The organism is Rhizobium sp. SRDI943 (assembly GCF_057653695.1).
In genome coordinates, this window is the sequence record NZ_CM172787.1 from 1,904,296 (window position 1) to 1,922,168 (window position 17,873).

Below are 17,873 nucleotides of genomic sequence, written 5' to 3' on the forward strand. Positions count from 1 at the left end.
TGACGAAAAGGAGAAAACCATGACCGACGCACCGAATACGGCGACCCCGGCGCGGAGAGTGTTGCGTGGCCGCCCTTACAGCATCGGCGAATTTGCCAGGAAATATCGGCTCGACGACAAGGAGGCAAAGCGCCTCTACGACAAGTTCGGCCCGTCGGCCACCGAACTCGACCTATTGATGGCAGCAAAGCGGCGCCCGCCGGGCCTGCCGACCAATCTCGACGGCTGACGGGCGCCATGGGTATCCGAACCGGAAGTTGCCTTTGCGGGGCGGTGGCCTACAGGGTGGAAGGCCAGCCGCTTCGCACCGGCCTCTGCCACTGCGCCGATTGCCGCAAATCGAGCGGCTCCGCCTTCGTGTTCTTCGCGGTCTGGCCGCGCCAGGCTTTTTCCCACAGCGGCGAGATCGCCACCTTCGCCGGCCGCAGCTTCTGCCCCGTCTGCGGCGGCAGGCTTTTCTGCCTCAGGGAAGACGAGGCGGAAATCCGTCTGGGCTCGCTCGACAGTCCGCCAACCGACTTTGCGCCTGGTTATGAGGTCTGGATCAAGCGGCGTGAACCGTGGCTGCATCCTTTGCCCGGCGCGGGCCAATTTGCCGAGGATGCGAACTGACGGACGCTTGCTCATCGAAAACTTGACTTTCCTTACCAATATTTCATTTCACCCATCCGCAATTCCGTGCCAGTTCGGCGGCAACGCTAATCGCCGGTTCATCTGCGTTGTGATTACTTCGCCGCAGAGGCCACAAGCGGCCACTGACGGATTGAGGACGACATGAACAAAATCGTAAGCGGCAGCGAAACCGGAGCAAAGACAGGCGCAGCGTCTGATCTCGCCGCGGTCCTTGCTGCATCGGGCCGGCAGGGCAAGCGCAGCCGCTGGCGCGGACGCCTGCTCATCCTGCTGATTCTCATCGCTGCTGCAGCCGTCTCCGCTTATGTCTATATGGGCCGTGGGCAAAGCGAAGTGAGCTATGCCACCCAGCCGGCAAAACGCGGCGACCTGACGGTGCTCGTCACCGCCACCGGTTCCGTGCAGCCGACCGAGCAGGTGGATATATCGAGCGAACTGTCAGGCACAGTTCGCGACGTCAACGTCGATTACAACAGCACGGTCAAATCGGGCGAAGTGCTCGCTCTCCTCGATACGAACAAGCTCGAGGCCGATGTGAAGAGCTCGCGCGCCAAGCTCAATTCGGCCAAGGCGAACGTCATCAAAGCCAATGCCGATATGCAATCGGCAGGCACCTCGCTCGAGCGGCTGAAGAGCCTGGTCAAGAGCAACGTCTCCACCCAGCAGAGCCTCGACGACGCCAGCTACAAATATGCTTCCGCCGTCGCCGCCAAACAGATCAATGAGGCCGAGGTTCTGGCCTCGGAGGCCGACCTGCAGCTTGCCGAAGTCAATCTCGCCAAGGCGAAGATCATATCGCCGATCGACGGCGTCATCCTCACCCGCTCCGTCAATCCTGGCGCCACGGTCGCAGCCTCGCTCTCGGCACCGATCCTTTTCACCATCGCCGGCGACCTGAAGAAGATGGAGCTGCAGGTTGATGTCGACGAGGCCGATGTCGGTCAGATCGCCGTCGGCCAGAAGGCGAAGTTCACCGTCGACGCCTATCCCGATCGCAGCTTTCCCGCCGAGATCGAGCAGATCCGCTTCGCCTCCGAAGTGGTCAACAATGTCGTGACCTATAAGGCGGTCCTATCGGTCGACAATGCCGATCTGCTGCTGCGCCCCGGCATGACGGCGACGGCCGATGTCACCGTCGAGGCCGTCAAGGACACGCTGATGGTGCCGAATGCGGCGCTGCGCTACGCTCCGGCGCAGGCGGAAAGGCGCGGCCGCGGTATTTTCGGCATCTTCGGCCCGCCGCGCCAGCGCAACAACAATGCCGGTCCGGCGCTGAAGGGCGCTGAGCGCCGTGTCTGGCTGCTGCGCAACGGTCGCCCGGCGCCTGTTGTCATCCAGGTCGGCTCATCTGACGGCCAGTTCACGCAGGTCGTCTCCGGCGACATCAAGGAAAACGACGCACTGGTGACCGACGCCACGACGCGTGCGAACTAGGCGGAGAGACGGATGGCAAGCCCGCCGCTCATCGAATTCAGACAGATCTCGAAAATTTACGGAGAGGGCGAGGCGGCGATCCGCGCGCTCGACCATGTTGACCTTGCGATCAACGCCCATGAATTCGTCGCGATCATGGGCCCGTCTGGCTCCGGCAAGTCGACGGCGATGAACATTCTCGGCTGCCTCGACGTGCCGAGCGCCGGCGACTACATCTTCGAGGGTATTCCGACCAGCGGCTTCGACCGCAGCCAGTTGACGCTGCTGCGCCGCCACATGCTGGGCTTCGTCTTCCAGGGCTTCAACCTGCTGTCGCGCACCTCGGCCGTCGAAAATGTCGAGCTGCCGCTGATCTATCGCGGCATGGCGGTGCGCGAGCGGCGCGAACGGGCCCGCGAGGCCTTAGCACTCGTCGGCCTCACCGGGCGCGAACATCACAAGACACAGGAACTGTCAGGCGGCCAGCAGCAGCGCGTCGCTATCGCCCGCGCCATAGTCACCGAGCCGGCACTGCTCTTGGCCGACGAACCCACAGGCAATCTCGATACGAAGACCAGCGTCGAGATCATGGATCTGATGACGCGGCTGAACCGCGAGCAGGGCATCACCATCGTCATGGTCACCCACGAGCCTGATATTGCCGCCTACGCCCAGCGGCTGCTGCGTTTTGTCGACGGCAAGCTGGAGACCGAGGTCGAGCACCGGAGGAGGGCGGATCATGTTCTTTGAGACGCTGAAGCTGGCGCTGCGGGCCATCAGCCGCAACATGCTGCGCTCGTTCCTGACCGTGCTCGGCGTCGTCATCGGCGTTGCCGCCGTTATCGCGCTGGTGACGATCGGCAACGGCACGACTGCGCAGGTCTCGACCGAGCTGTCGCGCCTCGGCACCAACATGCTGTTCGTCCGTCCCGGCCAGTTCGGCCCCGGCCGGGCAAGCTCCGAAGCCAAGCGCTTCAGCGTCAAGGACGTCGCGGCGATCCGCGACCAGATCGGCGGCCTCAGGGCCGTGGCGCCGCTCAACCAGTCGACGGCGACGGTGATTTTCGGCGGCCAGAACCATTCCACCAGCGTCTCCGGCACCACCAACGACTATTTCATCGCACAGGATTGGAATCTGGCGCTCGGCCGCAATTTCCTGCCCGCCGAGGAACGCGGCCAGGCACGCTGCATCATCGGCGAGACGGTACGCTCGCAGCTCTTCGGCAGCGCCGACCCAACCGGCCAGCAGATCCGCGTCGGCAAGGTCTCATGCCCTGTCATTGGCGTGCTTGCCAAGCGCGGCCAGTCCGGCATGGGCAACGACCAGGACGATGTCGTCATCATGCCGGTCAAGGTGTTCCAGCGGCGCATCAGCGGCAGCAGCAACGTGCCGCAGATCATCATCTCGGCGCGCGACGGCGTCTCCACAGCCAAGGTGCAGTCCGATGTCGAAAATCTCCTGCGCGAGCGCCGCAAGATCGTGCCCGGCCGCCAGGACGATTTCAACGTCAACGACATGACCCAGATCGCCGAGGCGATGACCGGCACGACGACGCTGCTGACCGGCCTGCTCGGCGCCGTCGCGGCGATCAGCCTGCTCGTCGGCGGCATCGGCATCATGAACATCATGCTGGTCTCCGTCACCGAGCGCACCCGCGAGATCGGCATTCGCCTGGCGATCGGCGCGCTCGAGAACCAGGTGCTCACCCAGTTCCTGGTCGAAGCGGTGGCGCTGTCACTGTTTGGCGGCATCACCGGCATCGTGCTGGGCCTGAGCCTCGGCTTCGGCGCGGTGACGCTCCTGAAAGTCCCCTTCGTCTTCAGCCCCCTGATGGTCGCCGTCGCCTTCCTGTTCTCCGCGGCGATCGGCATGATCTTCGGCTATTTTCCGGCGAGAAGGGCCGCGCAGTTGAACCCCATCGAGGCGCTGCGGCACGAATAATGCGCCGTGGCAAGCCGCATGATGTCTCTCTACTCCTATCAATCGAACACAAGCACTATCGGAGGTCAGCATCATGCCGCTCAACAGACTGGTGATTTATGCTGGGAATGTCGAGGAAACGGCGCGCTTTTATGAGAAGCACTTCGGTTTCAAGGCGACCAGCCTGCCGGGCGACAGGATCATTGAATTGGTCGCTCAGGACGGCGGTGCGAATATCATGCTGCACCAGGCCGCCAAGGGCCAGCGGGGCGGTCAATCCACCGTCAAGCTGGTGTTCGACGTGGAGGATGTCGAGGCCTTTTGCAGTCGATGCGCGGAGAACGGCTTGGAGTTCGGCGCCATCCATAAAGCCGACGGTTATCTGTTCGCCAATGCCAAAGACCCGTGTCAAAATTCGATCTCGGTTTCCAGCCGGGCGTTTCGCAAGGGGTGACCGAGGGGGTAGTGCCGGCCTGATGACTAGGCGAGCCGGTGTACCTCAGTAGGCCGGGCGGGTGGCACGAGCCTTCACGGCGCAGACGTCAATGCCTCGCCGAGTTTCACGCCTCGCCTATGTTATCTATCTGTCTCTATTCTGATATTTCAATGCCGACTTGTCTTCGGTTTTTGACCGTGTCACTATGTGATATATCAGATTTGGCGACGGAGCTCCGTATTGCAGACTTCTCAGAGCCATCTTGCCTATCTCGCGCTGGAGCATCTGATCGTGACGCTGGCGCTGAAGCCCGGCGCGCTTGTCACCGAAAAACAGCTGATCGATATGGCGGGCCACGGGCGTACGCCGGTGCGCGAGGCAATCCAGAAGCTCGCCTGGCAGGGACTGATCCTGGTGAAGCCGCGCGTCGGGCTGCAGGTCGCCGAGATCGCGCCGGAGGATCATGGCAATGTCATGCAGGTGCGCCGTGAGCTGGAGCCGATCGCGGCAAGCCTTGTCGCCGAACATGCGAGCGACGAACAGCGCGCGCGTCTCCTCGACTGCGCCCGCGCGATGGAGGAATGCGCCGTCACCAGCAATCTCGAAGGCTTCTTCGCTGCCGACAAGGCCTTCGACGAAATCCTTGAAGACGCCTGCCCAAACGGCTTCATCACGGCAGCACTTGGCCCGGTGCAGACGCATTCGCGCCGCCTCTGGTACTCGAAGGCAAGCCCCGAGCGCATGGATCGCGCCATCGCGCTGCACGTCGCCGTCATCCGCGCCATCCATCAGGGCAGGCCGGATGAAGCGCGCGCCACCATGGCGGTGCTGATCGACTACCTCAGCCGGACCCCCGCATAATCCATAAACCGAAATCGGTTTAAGGAGTTATGCAGCATTCAAAGCGCTACAGCGTCCTTTGCGCGTCTGAAAGACGCGCGGCGCTGTAGAAACGGCCCCGTTTCCGGAGCCGTTGACAGATCAGATTGTCGGAAAATATCAGCCGACGAAAGCGCGCTCAATGACGAATTCGGCGGGCTTGCTGTTGGCGCCTTCATCGAGGCCGGCCTTCTCAAGCAGTTCCTTGGTATCCTTCAGCATGGCCGAGGAACCGCAGATCATGCCGCGATCGATCACTGGGTCGAGCGGCGGCACGCCGAGATCGGTGAACAGCTTGCCGGAGGAGATCAGGTCGGTGATGCGGCCGCGATATTCGAAATCCTCGCGCGTGACTGTCGGATAGTGGCGCAGCTTGTCGCCGACCACTTCCTTCAGCAACTCGTCATTCTGGATCTCGTGCACGAGGTCGAAGCCGTATTTCAGCTCGGCGACGTCGCGTGTCGTATGGGTGAGGATGACTTCCTCGAACTTTTCATAGGTCTCGGGATCGCGGATCAGGCTGGCGAAAGGCGCAATGCCCGTTCCCGTCGAGAACATGTAGAGACGACGGCCGGGCGTCAGCGCATCCAGCACCAGCGTGCCCGTCGGCTTCTTGCGCATCAGCACCTGGTCGCCCGGCTTGATCGCCTGCAGATGGGAGGTGAGCGGACCGTCCGGCACCTTGATCGAGAAGAATTCAAGCTCTTCGGCCCAGGCGGGGCTGGCGATCGAATAGGCGCGGAAGACCGGTTTGCCCTCGACCATCAGGCCGATCATCGCGAATTCGCCGGAACGGAAACGGAAGCCCTGCGGCCGGGTCATCGTGAAGCGGAAGAGCCGGTCGGTATAGTGCGTGACATCGAGCACCGTCTCGGCGTAGACGCCGGCGGGGATGGACGAGGCGAAGTCTTCGGTCTTTGCAGGCGCGTTCATTGCGGTAGAGGATCCCGTTTCGTCGGATGAACTGTCGGATGCGAGCGAGATATTACAAATCGGGCCGGAATTAAAGGCATTCCATTCCACACGACGCTTCTAAAGGGAAATATGCATGTCATTGTCAGGATTCAATGGGGAGCAGGGAGCAGGCGGGGAATGTCGTATTTCCCGCTGGCGAAGCCCGGCAAAGGATGCATATTAGAGCAGCACGCCGGAAACGGATGCCGGTTTTCGGCAAAAACGGTGCGACAACAAAGACCTACGGCGTCGAACCCGATTCAGCAACAGAGTTCGGCGATGGTGGCGAAAAAAAAGATGCTTGCCGGGGCGAGCGCGATAGGGCGGTCGGGGGAATATGAAGATTTTCAACTACAAGCGCGTTCCTTATGCGGAGATGCGCGCCTTTTCCGTCCATATCCTGACGGCATCCGGCTCCTTCCTTGCCTTTCTTGGCGTCGTCGCCGCCGCCGAGCACCGCTTCATCGACATGTTCTGGTGGCTGGGACTTGCCCTTCTGGTCGACGGCATAGACGGGCCGATCGCCCGCAAGGTGCGCGTCAAGGAAGTGCTGCCGAACTGGTCGGGCGATACGCTCGACAATATCATCGATTACGTCACCTATGTGCTTCTGCCGGCCTTCGCGCTTTATCAGAGCGGCATGATCGGCGAGCCCTGGTCCTTCGTCGCCGCCGGCATGATCGTCGTCTCGAGCGCCATTTACTATGCCGATATGGGCATGAAGACGGACGAATATTTCTTCTCCGGCTTTCCCGTCGTCTGGAATATGATCGTCTTCACGCTGTTCGTCATCGATGCCAGCGCCACGACGGCGCTCACCGTCGTCATCGTCTCGGTGGTGCTGACCTTCCTGCCGATCAATTTCCTCCACCCGGTCCGGGTCAAAAGGCTGCGCCCGCTCAACCTCGGCGTCTTTTTCCTGTGGTCGGCGCTCGGCATTTTTTCGCTGCTGATGCATTTCGACACGCCCGAATGGGCGCTCATTCTCTTTATCGTGACTGGAGCCTATCTTTACGTCATCGGCGCGGTGCTGCAATTCTTCCCCGCCCTGGGACGCGAAGCATAGGACAGGCAAGATGACCAAAACGCAGGCTGTTTCATTTTCGAGAACGGGTGGGCCGGAGGTTTTCGACTATGTCGAGATCGATCTTCCGCCGCCGTCGACGGGCGAAGTGCAGATCAGGCAGGCGGCGGTTGGGCTCAATTTCATCGACGTCTATTTCCGCAACGGCACCTACAAGGCGCCGCATCTGCCCTTCGTCACCGGCAAGGAGGGCGCCGGCACCGTGACATCGGTCGGTCCCGGCGTCGAGGATTTCAAGGTCGGCGACCGTGTCGCCTATGCCAGTGCCGATGGTGCCTATAGCGCCGAGCGCAATGTCGAGACGCGCCATCTGGTGCATGTTCCCGAGGGAATCGAGCTCGAAACCGCAGCGGCGATGATGCTGAAGGGCATGACCGCCGAATATCTCTTGAACCGCACCTTCAAGGTCGGCCCGCAGACCGTCCTGCTGTTCCACGCCGCTGCCGGCGGCGTCGGCCTGATCGCCGGCCAATGGGCTAAGGCGCTGGGCGCCACCGTCATCGGCACGGCGGGCTCTGAAGACAAGATCGAGCTGGCGCTCGCCCATGGCTACGATCAGGTGATCAACTACAAGAGCGACAGCTTCGTCGACCGTGTCCGCGACATCACCGGCGGCAAGGGCGTGGATGTCGTCTACGATTCGATCGGCCGCGATACTTTTCCACAGTCGCTTGACTGCCTGAAGCCGCGGGGCCTTTTTGCCTCCTTCGGCCAATCCTCCGGACCGATCGAGAATTTCACCCTTGCGGCTCTGGCGCAAAGGGGCTCGCTCTTTGCGACGCGGCCGACGCTCTTCACCTATATCGCCACGCGTCAGGAACTGATCGACAGTGCGAAAGCGCTATTTGATATTGTGCAAAGCAACAAAGTGCGTATCAATATCAATCAAACCTATCCGCTGCGTGAGGTTGGGCGGGCTCATGCGGATCTGGAGACAAGAAAAACAACAGGAACGACGCTGCTGATTCCATGAGATCCGAACGGACCGGTTGGCAGAAGAAATGAGGGGAACGTGTCGCCATTGAATGTGCCGGATTCCGGCGCGTTATTATCGGTCCAGAAGCTGACGAAGTTCTTCGGTGGCTTTGCAGCCTGCAATGAAATCGATCTCGATATCGCGCCGGGCGAAATTCATGCGCTTCTCGGCGAAAATGGTGCAGGCAAATCCACCCTGGTGAAGATGCTGTTCGGCGTTCTCGAGCCGACGGGCGGGCATATCCTCTGGCAGGGCCAGCCGGTCGCGATCGCGTCGCCCGGTGAAGCCCGCAAGCTCGGCATCGGCATGGTCTTCCAGCATTTTTCGCTGTTCGAGGCGCTGACGGTTGCCGAAAACATCGCGCTGTCGCTCGATGACGCCATCCCGATCGACAAAATCGCCGAGGAGGCGAGGGTGCTGTCCAACGCCTACGGCCTGCCGCTCGATCCGCATGCCCATGTCGCCGACCTCTCGGTCGGCGAGCGCCAGCGCATCGAGATCGTCCGTGCGCTGCTGCAGAACCCGAAGCTCATCATCCTCGACGAACCGACCTCGGTGCTGACGCCGCAGGAAGCCGACAAGCTGTTCGAGACGCTGTTCAAACTGCGTGCCGAGGGGCGCTCGGTTCTTTATATCAGCCACCGCCTGGAGGAAGTGCAGCGCATCTGCGATCGCGCCACAGTCCTGCGCCATGGCCGCGTGACCGGCGCATGCGATCCCAAACACGAAACGCCGGCCTCGCTCGCCCGCATGATGGTCGGCAGCGAAGTGGCGACCGTGACGCATCCGGAGCGCAGCGACAAGGGCGAGGTGCAGCTTGCGGTCGCCAACCTTTGCGTCGCCGCGCGCACCCCCTTCGCCATGCCGCTGCGTGATGTGTCGATGGCGGTGCGCTCCGGCGAAATCCTCGCCATAGCAGGTGTCGCGGGCAACGGCCAAAGCGAGCTCTTCGACGCATTGTCCGGCGAATATCCGGTCGCCTCGGCCGAGGCGATTGTCATCCGCAAGAAGCCGGTCGGCAACCAGGGCATTACCGCCCGCCGTCTTCTCGGCGCGGGCTTCGTGCCGGAGGAGCGCCATGGCCATGCCGCCGTCTCTGCCATGAAACTGTCGGATAATCTCGTCCTTGCCCGCAGCCAGTCGGACCGCAAGGCTTTTCTGGGCCTGCTCGGTATCATTCGCCACGCTGCGGTGAAATCCGCCGCAAGGCGCATTTCCGAAGCGATGGATGTCCGCAAGAGCGGCGATGATCCGGCCGCCGGCTCCCTGTCCGGGGGGAATCTGCAGAAGTTCATCGTCGGCCGCGAGCTCGACCGCCAGCCGGCAGTCCTCGTCGTCAACCAGCCGACCTGGGGCGTCGATGCCGGGGCTGCAAGCCGCATCCGCCAGGCGCTTGTCGATCTCGCAAGAGCTGGTTCGGCCGTCGTCGTCATCAGCCAGGATCTCGACGAGATCTTCGAAGTGGCGACCGATATTGCCGTCATCTGCGAAGGCCGTCTTTCCCGCCCGTTCCCGGCCGGCGAACTGACGCGGGAAAGGATCGGACTGCTGATGGGCGGACTGCACGAGAGCAGCTCTCCCCCGGAGGCGCCCCATGCGCATTGAACTTGAAAAACGGCCCGACGTCTCGAAGCTCTTCGCCTTCGTCTCGCCACTGCTTGCCCTTGTCTTGACGCTGGTATTCGGCGCCATCATGTTTGCCATGCTCGGCAAGGACCCGGTCGAGGCACTCGACGCCTTCTTCATCGAGCCGCTGCTCGAGGTCTGGTCGTTGCACGAGCTGGCGATCAAGGCCGCCCCGCTTATCCTGATCGCCGTCGGCCTGGCCGTCTGTTATCGCTCGAACAACTGGAATATCGGCGCGGAAGGCCAGTTCACCATCGGCGCCATCACCGGCTCCTATCTGCCGATCGTCTTTTACGACTGGCATTCGCCGCTCGTGCTGCCGCTGATGCTGATCCTTGGTGCGTTCGGTGGTGCGCTTTTCGCCGCCATTCCGGCGCTGCTGAAGGCGCATTTCAACACCAATGAGATCCTGACGTCACTGATGCTGGTCTATATCGCCCAGCTCTTCCTTGACTGGCTGATTCGCGGCGCCTGGCGGGATCCGAAAGGCTTCAACTTTCCAGTCTCGCGCGATTTCGCGCCGGAGGCGGTGCTGCCGGCGATCTGGGAAGAGTCGGGCCGCGCCCATTGGGCCTTCATCTTCGCCATCATTGCGGCGGTCGGTGCCTGGTTCATGCTGCGTTATACGCTGAAAGGCTTCGAGATCGTCGTGCTCGGCCAATCGGAACGGGCAGGGCGTTTTGCCGGTTTCTCGTCGAAGAAGATGATCTGGTTCAGCTTTCTCTTCTCGGGCGCTCTTGCCGGCCTTGCTGGCATCAGCGAGGTTTCCGGCTCGATCGGCCACCTGCAGCCGGCGATTTCGCCGGGCTACGGCTTCACCGCCATCATCGTCGCCTTCCTTGGCCGCCTCAATCCACTCGGCATCATTGCATCCGGCCTGGTGCTGGCGCTGACCTATCTCGGCGGCGAGGCAGCCCAGCTTTCGCTCGGCGTTTCCGACAAGGTCACCCGCGTCTTCCAGGGCTTACTGCTCTTCTTCGTGCTCTCCTGCGATACGCTGATCTATTACAAAATCCGCATTGTCTGGTCGCGGTTAAGGGGCAGGGCGGCATGAGCATCTTCGAAGCCATTCTTCTGACTGTCATCACCGCCTCGACGCCGCTCGTCATCGCCGCACTCGGCGAACTGGTGACCGAGCGCTCCGGCGTTCTCAATCTCGGCGTCGAAGGCATGATGATCATGGGTGCAGTCGCCGCCTTTGCCGGCGCGCAGATGTCGGGTTCGCCCTATGTCGGCATTGTATGCGGCATTGCGGCAGGCGCGCTTTTCTCTCTGTTGTTTGCCTTCCTGACACTAACGCTGGTGGCGAACCAGGTGGCAACTGGACTGGCGCTCACCCTTCTCGGCCTCGGCGCCTCAGGCATGCTTGGCGAAGCCTATGTCAGCGTGCCCGGCATTCGGCTAGGAGAGATCGTCATTCCCGCCCTGTCGGATATTCCGGTCGTTGGCCACGCTCTCTTCAGCCAGGACCTAATCTTCTACCTGTCGATCGCGCTCGTCGTCGGCGTCAGCTGGTTCCTGTTCCGCAGCCGGATCGGGCTGAAGCTCAGGGCGATCGGCGACAATCACGGTTCGGCCCACGCACTCGGTATTCACGTCATCCGCACGCGGTATCTGGCGGTGATGTTCGGCGGTGCCTGCGCCGGTCTTGCCGGCGCGCAGCTTTCGCTCGTCTACACGCCACAATGGGCCGAGAACATGTCGGCCGGCCGCGGCTGGATCACGCTGGCGCTGGTGGTCTTTGCCTCTTGGCGGCCGTGGCGGGTCTTTGCCGGCGGTTATCTCTTCGGCGCGGTCACCATCCTGCAGCTTCACGCGCAGGCCTTCGGTCTCGGCATTCCCTCGCAGTTTCTCTCGATGCTGCCCTATGCCGCGACTATTGTGGTTCTCATCATCATTTCCCATAATCGGCGCACGACGTTGATCAACACGCCCGCGTCGCTCGGAAAAGCCTTCGTGCCGGAGCGATAAAGCAACAATACAAAGACGGGTTTACGCAATAACTTCAAACCAACAGGGGTCCCCATGAAGAAGTTAGCATTCACACTTGCCGCCTCGGCTGCCGCCGTGATCGGCATCTCTTCCGCCGCGCAAGCCGCGGACAAGACGAAGGTCTGCTTCGTCTATGTCGGTTCGCATACCGACGGCGGCTATTCACAGGCCCACGACCTCGGCCGCCAGCAGATCCAGGCCGAGTTCGGCGACAAGATCGACACGCCTTATCTCGAAAACGTGCCGGAAGGCCCGGATGCCGAGCGCGCCATCGAGCGCCTTGCCCGTTCCGGCTGCAAGCTGATCTTCACGACGTCCTTCGGCTTCATGGACGCGACCGTCAAGGTCGCCGCCAAGTTCCCGGACGTGAAGTTCGAGCATGGCACCGGCTACAAGGCCGGCCCGAACCTTGCGACCTACAATTCGCGCTTCTATGAAGGCCGCTACATCCTCGGCCAGATCGCCGCCAAGACCTCGAAGAATCACGGCGCGGCCTACATCGCCTCCTTCCCGATTCCCGAAGTCGTGATGGGCATCAACTCGTTCGAACAGGGCGCCAAGTCGGTCGATCCGAGCTTCAAGCTGAAGGTCATCTGGGTCAACACCTGGTTCGACCCCGGCAAGGAAGCCGATGCCGCCAAGGCAATGGTCGACCAGGGCGTCGACGTGCTGACCCAGCACACCGATACGACAGCGCCGATGCAGGTTGCCGAAGAACGCGGCATCCACGCCTTCGGCCAGGCCTCCGACATGATCGCAGCAGGCCCGAAGGCTCAGCTGACGGCAATCGTCGATACCTGGGGTACCTACTACTCCAAGCGCGTTCACGCCCTTCTGGACGGCACCTGGAAGTCCGAGCAGAGCTGGGACGGCCTGAAGGATGGCATCCTGAAGATGGCGCCCTACACCAACATGCCCGACGACGTGAAGAAGATGGCCGAGGAAACCGAAGCCAAGATCAAGTCAGGCGAACTGCATCCCTTCACCGGCCCGATCAACAAGCAGGACGGAACGCCCTGGCTGAAGGCCGGCGAGAAGGCCGATGACGGCACCCTGCTCGGCATGAATTTCTATGTCGAAGGTGTGGACGATAAGTTGCCGGGTAAATAATCCCGCAAGCTATCTCGCTAATGCGAAGAGCGCCCTTGTGGGCGCTCTTTTTTTGCTGCAATGCATCCCAAGATTCCGATTTACAAAAGTAATACTATATGATTTTTTGACCCTGCGCCGCGAGATGCGGCATTGGGAGGAAATCATGAAATTGAAGACTGCACTTTTGAGTGCCACGATTCTGGCTGCCTGCATGTTCGGTTCGGCTTCGGCCGCCGGCCTTACTGTCGGCTTCTCGCAGATCGGCTCGGAATCGGGCTGGCGTGCGGCTGAAACGACCGTGACCAAGGAGCAGGCCAAGAAGCGCGGCATCGATCTGAAGTTTGCCGATGCGCAGCAGAAGCAGGAAAACCAGATCAAGGCTTTGCGCTCCTTCATTGCTCAGGGCGTCGATGCCATTCTCATTGCTCCGGTCGTTGAAACCGGCTGGGACGACGTTCTCAAGGAAGCCAAGGAAGCCAAGATTCCGGTCATCCTTCTCGACCGTACCATCAAGGCTCCGGACGATCTCTATCTGACGGCTGTTACGTCGGACCTGGTCCATGAAGGCAAGGTCGCAGGCGACTTCCTGGTCAAGACCGTCGGCGACAAGAAGTGCAATGTCGTTGAACTTCAGGGCACAACCGGTTCGTCGCCGGCCATCGCCCGCAAGAAGGGCTTCGAAGAGGCCCTTGCCGGCCACGACAACCTCAAGATCGTTCGCAGCCAGACCGGTGACTTCACCCGCACCAAGGGCAAGGAAGTCATGGAAAGCTTCCTGAAGGCCGAGAATGGCGGCAAGGATATCTGCGCTCTCTACGCCCATAACGACGACATGGCCGTCGGCGCCATCCAGGCGATCAAGGAAGCCGGTCTGAAGCCTGGCAAGGATATCCTCGTCGTCTCCATCGACGCCGTACCGGATATCTTCAAGGCGATGTCCGAAGGCGAGGCCAACGCCACGGTCGAGCTGACGCCGAATATGGCAGGTCCGGCCTTCGATGCGCTCGAAGCCTATCTGAAGGACAAGAAGGCTCCGGCCAAGTGGATCCAGACCGAGTCCAAGCTCTACACGCCTGCCGACGAGCCGATGAAGGTCTACGAAGAGAAGAAGGGTCAGGGCTACTGATCTGATGTGACACTGCTGCATAATTCCTTAAATCGGAATTCGATTTCGGGATAAATCATGCAGCAATTCAAAGCGCTACAGCGTCCTCTATGCCTCTCGAAGAGACCAGGCGGCGCTGTAGAACCGCACCGGCCCGTCATGGACCGGTGCGGAACTGCCTTTGCCGCCTTGGGACGTCATGTCCGGCCGCGGCGCGGCTTTTGCCGTCAATATCAGGAAAACAGACCCTTATGATTCACGATTTCGAGAACGTTCTCGCGGCCTCCGGAATATCGAAATTCTTTCCCGGCGCAGTGGCGCTGGATAAGGTCGATTTCACGCTCCGCAGAGGCGAGGTGCACGCATTGCTGGGCGAGAACGGCGCCGGCAAGTCGACGCTGATCAAGTGCATCACCGGCGCCTATCATCGTGACGAGGGCAGCCTGATGCTGGAAGGCCAGGAAATCAATCCGGCCAATACGCTCGCCGCCCAGAAGCTCGGTATCGGCACGGTCTATCAGGAGGTCAATCTCCTTTCCAATCTGAGCGTCGCCGAAAACCTCTTTCTCGGACGCCAGCCAAGGCGCTTCGGCATGACCGACGTGCGTTCGATGAACCGCAAGGCGCGCGACCTGCTCGCCGGCTACGGCGTCGATATCGACGTCACCGCCGAGCTTGGCCGTTTTTCCGTCGCTGTCCAGCAGGTGGTAGCCATCGCCCGTGCCGTCGATCTCTCCGGCAAGGTGCTGATCCTCGACGAGCCCACCGCAAGTCTCGACAATCAGGAGGTGGCGCTGCTCTTCCGCATCATCGAAGACCTGAAGAAGCGCGGCCTGGGCATTGTCTTCATCACCCATTTTCTCGAGCAGGTCTATGCGATCAGCGACCGTATCACCGTGCTGCGCAACGGCAAGCTCGTCGGTACCCGCGACGCCGCCGATCTGCCGCGCCAGGGCCTGATCGCCATGATGCTCGGCCGCGAACTGGCGCATGTAGAAGAGACCGTCAGGGAACGCAGCCTTGCGGCCGGCGACGTCCGATATCATTTTGCAGGCTACGGCAAACGCGGCAAGGTCAAACCATTCGATCTTGAAGTGCGCGCCGGAGAGGTGGTCGGCGTCGCCGGGCTGCTCGGTTCCGGCCGCACCGAAACTGCCGAACTGCTTTTCGGCATCGAGCATGCCGACAGCGGCAGCGCCACGATCGACGGCCAGCCGGTGACGATTTCGAGCCCGCGCGCCGCGATCGCAAAGGGTTTCGGCTTCTGCCCCGAGGACCGCAAGACCGATGGCATCATCGGCGACCTGTCGATCAGGGAGAACATCGCACTTGCGCTCCAGGCCCGCCGCGGCTGGACGCGGCCGCTGTCGCGCGCCGAACAGAACACGCTTGCCGACCGCTACATCAAGGCGCTCGATATCCGCACCACCGATCGCGAGAAGCCGATCCGGCTACTCTCAGGCGGCAATCAGCAAAAGGCGATCCTCGCCCGCTGGCTGGCGACCAATCCGAAGTTTCTGATCCTCGACGAGCCGACCCGCGGCATTGATGTCGGTGCCCATGCCGAGATCATCCGGCTCATCGAAGAGCTCTGCGCCGGTGGCATGTCGCTCATCGTGATTTCCTCGGAACTTGAAGAGCTTGTCGCCTATAGTTCACGTGTCATCGTACTTCGCGACAGACAGCATATCGCCGAACTGACAGGCGAGCGTATCACCGCTGCCGGCATCGTCGAAGCCATCGCCGCCGCCGAACACAAGATGGAGGATGCATGAGGTCCTCGCTGAAAGCGCTGGCATATCGCTTGGCGCCGCAATTGATTGCGCTCGTTGTCATTCTTCTGTTGAATTTCATAACGTCGCCGCAGTTTTTTAATGTCGTGGTTCAGAATGACCGCCTCTATGGCAGCCTGATCGACGTGCTGAACCGCGGCGCGCCGGTGGCGCTGCTGGCGATCGGCATGACGCTGGTCATCGCCACCAAGGGCATCGACCTGTCCGTCGGTGCAGTCATCGCCATCTGCGGCGCCGTCGCCGCATCGTCGATTGTCTCCGGAAATTCAGTTGCCTATACCATTATCCTGACGCTTGCGATCGGGCTTGCCTGCGGCGTCTGGAACGGTTTCCTGGTGGCGGTCCTCAATATCCAGCCGATCATCGCGACGCTAGTGCTGATGGTCGCCGGCCGCGGCATCGCCCAGCTGATCACCGAAGGCGCCATCCTGACCTTCAACAATGACGGGCTCACCTTCTTCGGCAGCGGTTCGCTGCTGCTCCTGCCGATGCCTGTCGTCATCTGGCTTCTCGTCGGCCTGCTCGTCATCCTGCTCGTCCGCCGCACGGCGCTCGGCATGCTGATCGAGGCCGTCGGCATCAATCGCCGCGCCAGCACGCTCTCCGGCATTCAAACGCCGGTGCTGCTGATGGCGGTCTATATGCTGAGCGGGCTCTGCGCCTCGATCGCGGGCATCATCGTCGCAGCCGACATCAAGGGCGCCGATGCCAACAATGCCGGCCTATGGTTGGAACTCGACGCCATCCTCGCCGTTGTCGTCGGCGGCAATTCGCTGCTCGGCGGCCGCTTCAGCATTCTCGGGTCGCTGATCGGCGCGATGATCATCCAGGCGGTGAATACCGGCATCCTGTCCGCCGGCTTTCCACCTGAATTCAACCTGATCATCAAGGCCGTCATCATTATCGTCATCCTCGTCATCCAGTCGCCGGCGGTCCAATCGCTCGCCATCTTCGCCAGCCGCCGGCAGGGCGGTAGGGAGCAGCCGAAATGAACTCCAAATACCTGCCGCTGCTTGCGACCATCGTCATCTTCGTGCTCGCCTATGCCGGCTGCGCGCTGCAATATCCGAACATTCTGTCGACGCGCGTCATCGGCAATCTTTTGACCGACAACGCCTTTCTCGGCATTGCCGCCGTTGGCATGACTTTCGTCATCATTTCGGGCGGCATCGATCTGTCGATCGGCTCGGTCATCGCCTTTACCGGCGTCTTCCTCGCGGTGATCCTGCAGAACACCTCGATCCATCCGCTGCTCGCTTTCGCGATCGTGCTCGTCATCACCACTGTCTTTGGTGGTATCATGGGCGCGATCATCCATTATCTCGAAATGCCGGCCTTCATCGTCACGCTTGCCGGCATGTTCCTGGCACGCGGCATGGCCTTCGTGCTCTCGATCGACAGCATCCCGATCGATCATGAATATTATTCGACGCTGACGAGCCTCTACTATCGTCTGCCCGGCGGCGGGCGGCTGACGCTGATCGGCGGCATCATGCTTCTGGTCTTTGCCGTCGGCATCTTCATCGCCCAGCGCACCCGCTTCGGCACCAATGTCTATGCACTCGGCGGCGGTCCGCAGACGGCGCGGCTGATGGGCGTGCCGGTCGGCCGCACGACAATCCAGATCTATGCGCTGTCGGGCTTTCTGGCGGGCCTATCCGGGATCGTTTTTTCGCTGTACACCTCTGCCGGATATTCTCTTGCAGCAGTCGGCGTCGAACTCGATGCCATCGCGGCGGTGGTCATTGGGGGGACGCTGCTGACCGGAGGAGCGGGATTCGTGGCGGGAACCTTGATCGGGATCCTGATCCAGGGGCTCATTCAGACCTACATCACCTTCGATGGTACGCTGTCGAGCTGGTGGACCAAGATTCTGATTGGTCTTCTGCTGTTTGCATTCATCCTGATGCAGAAAGCCATCCTGTTCATTTCCAGTCTGAACAAGAGGTACGCCTGAGGGGGAGACGGA

18 protein-coding genes are annotated in these 17,873 nt (G+C 61.4%); 17 read left to right on the plus strand and 1 reads right to left on the minus strand.

Annotated features, from left to right (window positions below; genetic code table 11):
* Positions 1-19 precede the first annotated feature (19 nt).
* The 7 genes from AC245Y_RS10035 (at position 20) to AC245Y_RS10065 (ending at position 5,264) form a co-directional block, all read left to right on the plus strand.
* Complete coding sequence (locus tag AC245Y_RS10035) at positions 20-229, plus strand: hypothetical protein (protein WP_012757407.1); 210 nt, start codon at positions 20-22, stop codon at positions 227-229.
* An 8-nt stretch (positions 230-237) separates the two neighbouring features.
* A complete protein-coding gene (locus tag AC245Y_RS10040; RefSeq protein WP_017994045.1) occupies positions 238-612 on the plus strand; it encodes a GFA family protein in 375 nt (124 codons plus the stop codon).
* A 162-nt stretch (positions 613-774) separates the two neighbouring features.
* Complete coding sequence (locus tag AC245Y_RS10045; RefSeq protein WP_017994046.1) at positions 775-2,067, plus strand: efflux RND transporter periplasmic adaptor subunit; 1,293 nt, start codon at positions 775-777, stop codon at positions 2,065-2,067.
* Between the two features lie 12 nt (positions 2,068-2,079).
* On the plus strand, positions 2,080-2,796 hold the full coding sequence (locus tag AC245Y_RS10050) for an ABC transporter ATP-binding protein (RefSeq protein WP_012757410.1): 717 nt from the start codon (positions 2,080-2,082) through the stop codon (positions 2,794-2,796).
* Complete coding sequence (locus tag AC245Y_RS10055) at positions 2,786-3,988, plus strand: ABC transporter permease (RefSeq protein WP_012757411.1); 1,203 nt, start codon at positions 2,786-2,788, stop codon at positions 3,986-3,988. The genes AC245Y_RS10050 and AC245Y_RS10055 overlap by 11 nt, the downstream gene beginning before the upstream one ends.
* Positions 3,989-4,061: 73 nt before the next feature.
* Positions 4,062-4,421: a VOC family protein gene (locus tag AC245Y_RS10060; protein WP_017994047.1), complete on the plus strand. Its 360-nt coding sequence runs from the start codon at positions 4,062-4,064 to the stop codon at positions 4,419-4,421.
* A gap of 222 nt (positions 4,422-4,643) precedes the next feature.
* Positions 4,644-5,264, plus strand: a complete 621-nt coding sequence (locus AC245Y_RS10065) for a GntR family transcriptional regulator (protein WP_017994048.1) — start codon at positions 4,644-4,646, stop codon at positions 5,262-5,264.
* A 138-nt stretch (positions 5,265-5,402) separates the two neighbouring features.
* Here the strand turns inward: AC245Y_RS10065 and AC245Y_RS10070 are convergent, their stop codons facing one another.
* Positions 5,403-6,215 carry a ferredoxin--NADP reductase gene (locus tag AC245Y_RS10070; RefSeq protein WP_003559318.1) on the minus strand — a complete coding sequence of 271 codons (813 nt, stop codon included), beginning with the start codon at positions 6,213-6,215 and terminating at the stop codon, positions 5,403-5,405.
* A 358-nt stretch (positions 6,216-6,573) separates the two neighbouring features.
* Here AC245Y_RS10070 and pcsA point away from each other — a divergent pair, with 358 nt between their 5' ends.
* The 10 genes from pcsA (at position 6,574) to yjfF (ending at position 17,861) form a co-directional block, all read left to right on the plus strand.
* Positions 6,574-7,302 carry a phosphatidylcholine synthase gene (gene pcsA, locus AC245Y_RS10075; protein WP_012757415.1) on the plus strand — a complete coding sequence of 243 codons (729 nt, stop codon included), beginning with the start codon at positions 6,574-6,576 and terminating at the stop codon, positions 7,300-7,302.
* A 10-nt stretch (positions 7,303-7,312) separates the two neighbouring features.
* The gene (locus tag AC245Y_RS10080) at positions 7,313-8,293 is read left to right on the plus strand and encodes a quinone oxidoreductase family protein (RefSeq protein ID WP_017994050.1); all 981 of its coding nucleotides are present in this window, start codon (positions 7,313-7,315) and stop codon (positions 8,291-8,293) included.
* A gap of 39 nt (positions 8,294-8,332) precedes the next feature.
* Complete coding sequence (locus AC245Y_RS10085; RefSeq protein ID WP_017994051.1) at positions 8,333-9,901, plus strand: ABC transporter ATP-binding protein; 1,569 nt, start codon at positions 8,333-8,335, stop codon at positions 9,899-9,901.
* Positions 9,891-10,976: an ABC transporter permease gene (locus tag AC245Y_RS10090; RefSeq protein WP_017994052.1), complete on the plus strand. Its 1,086-nt coding sequence runs from the start codon at positions 9,891-9,893 to the stop codon at positions 10,974-10,976. Before AC245Y_RS10085 ends, AC245Y_RS10090 begins: the two co-directional genes overlap by 11 nt.
* Positions 10,973-11,893, plus strand: coding sequence for an ABC transporter permease (locus AC245Y_RS10095; RefSeq protein ID WP_012757419.1), 921 nt, complete (start codon positions 10,973-10,975; stop codon positions 11,891-11,893). The genes AC245Y_RS10090 and AC245Y_RS10095 overlap by 4 nt, the downstream gene beginning before the upstream one ends.
* 54 nt (positions 11,894-11,947) lie before the next feature.
* Entirely contained in the window at positions 11,948-13,024 is a 1,077-nt protein-coding gene (locus AC245Y_RS10100) for a BMP family ABC transporter substrate-binding protein (protein ID WP_003559331.1), read from the plus strand.
* Positions 13,025-13,169: 145 nt separating this feature from the next.
* Positions 13,170-14,132: a galactofuranose ABC transporter, galactofuranose-binding protein YtfQ gene (gene ytfQ / locus AC245Y_RS10105; protein ID WP_003559333.1), complete on the plus strand. Its 963-nt coding sequence runs from the start codon at positions 13,170-13,172 to the stop codon at positions 14,130-14,132.
* A gap of 230 nt (positions 14,133-14,362) precedes the next feature.
* On the plus strand, positions 14,363-15,886 hold the full coding sequence (gene ytfR / locus AC245Y_RS10110) for a galactofuranose ABC transporter, ATP-binding protein YtfR (protein ID WP_012757420.1): 1,524 nt from the start codon (positions 14,363-14,365) through the stop codon (positions 15,884-15,886).
* Positions 15,883-16,896 carry an ABC transporter permease gene (locus tag AC245Y_RS10115; RefSeq protein WP_012757421.1) on the plus strand — a complete coding sequence of 338 codons (1,014 nt, stop codon included), beginning with the start codon at positions 15,883-15,885 and terminating at the stop codon, positions 16,894-16,896. The genes ytfR and AC245Y_RS10115 overlap by 4 nt, the downstream gene beginning before the upstream one ends.
* Positions 16,893-17,861: a galactofuranose ABC transporter, permease protein YjfF gene (yjfF, locus tag AC245Y_RS10120; protein WP_012757422.1), complete on the plus strand. Its 969-nt coding sequence runs from the start codon at positions 16,893-16,895 to the stop codon at positions 17,859-17,861. Before AC245Y_RS10115 ends, yjfF begins: the two co-directional genes overlap by 4 nt.
* Positions 17,862-17,873: the final 12 nt, after the last annotated feature.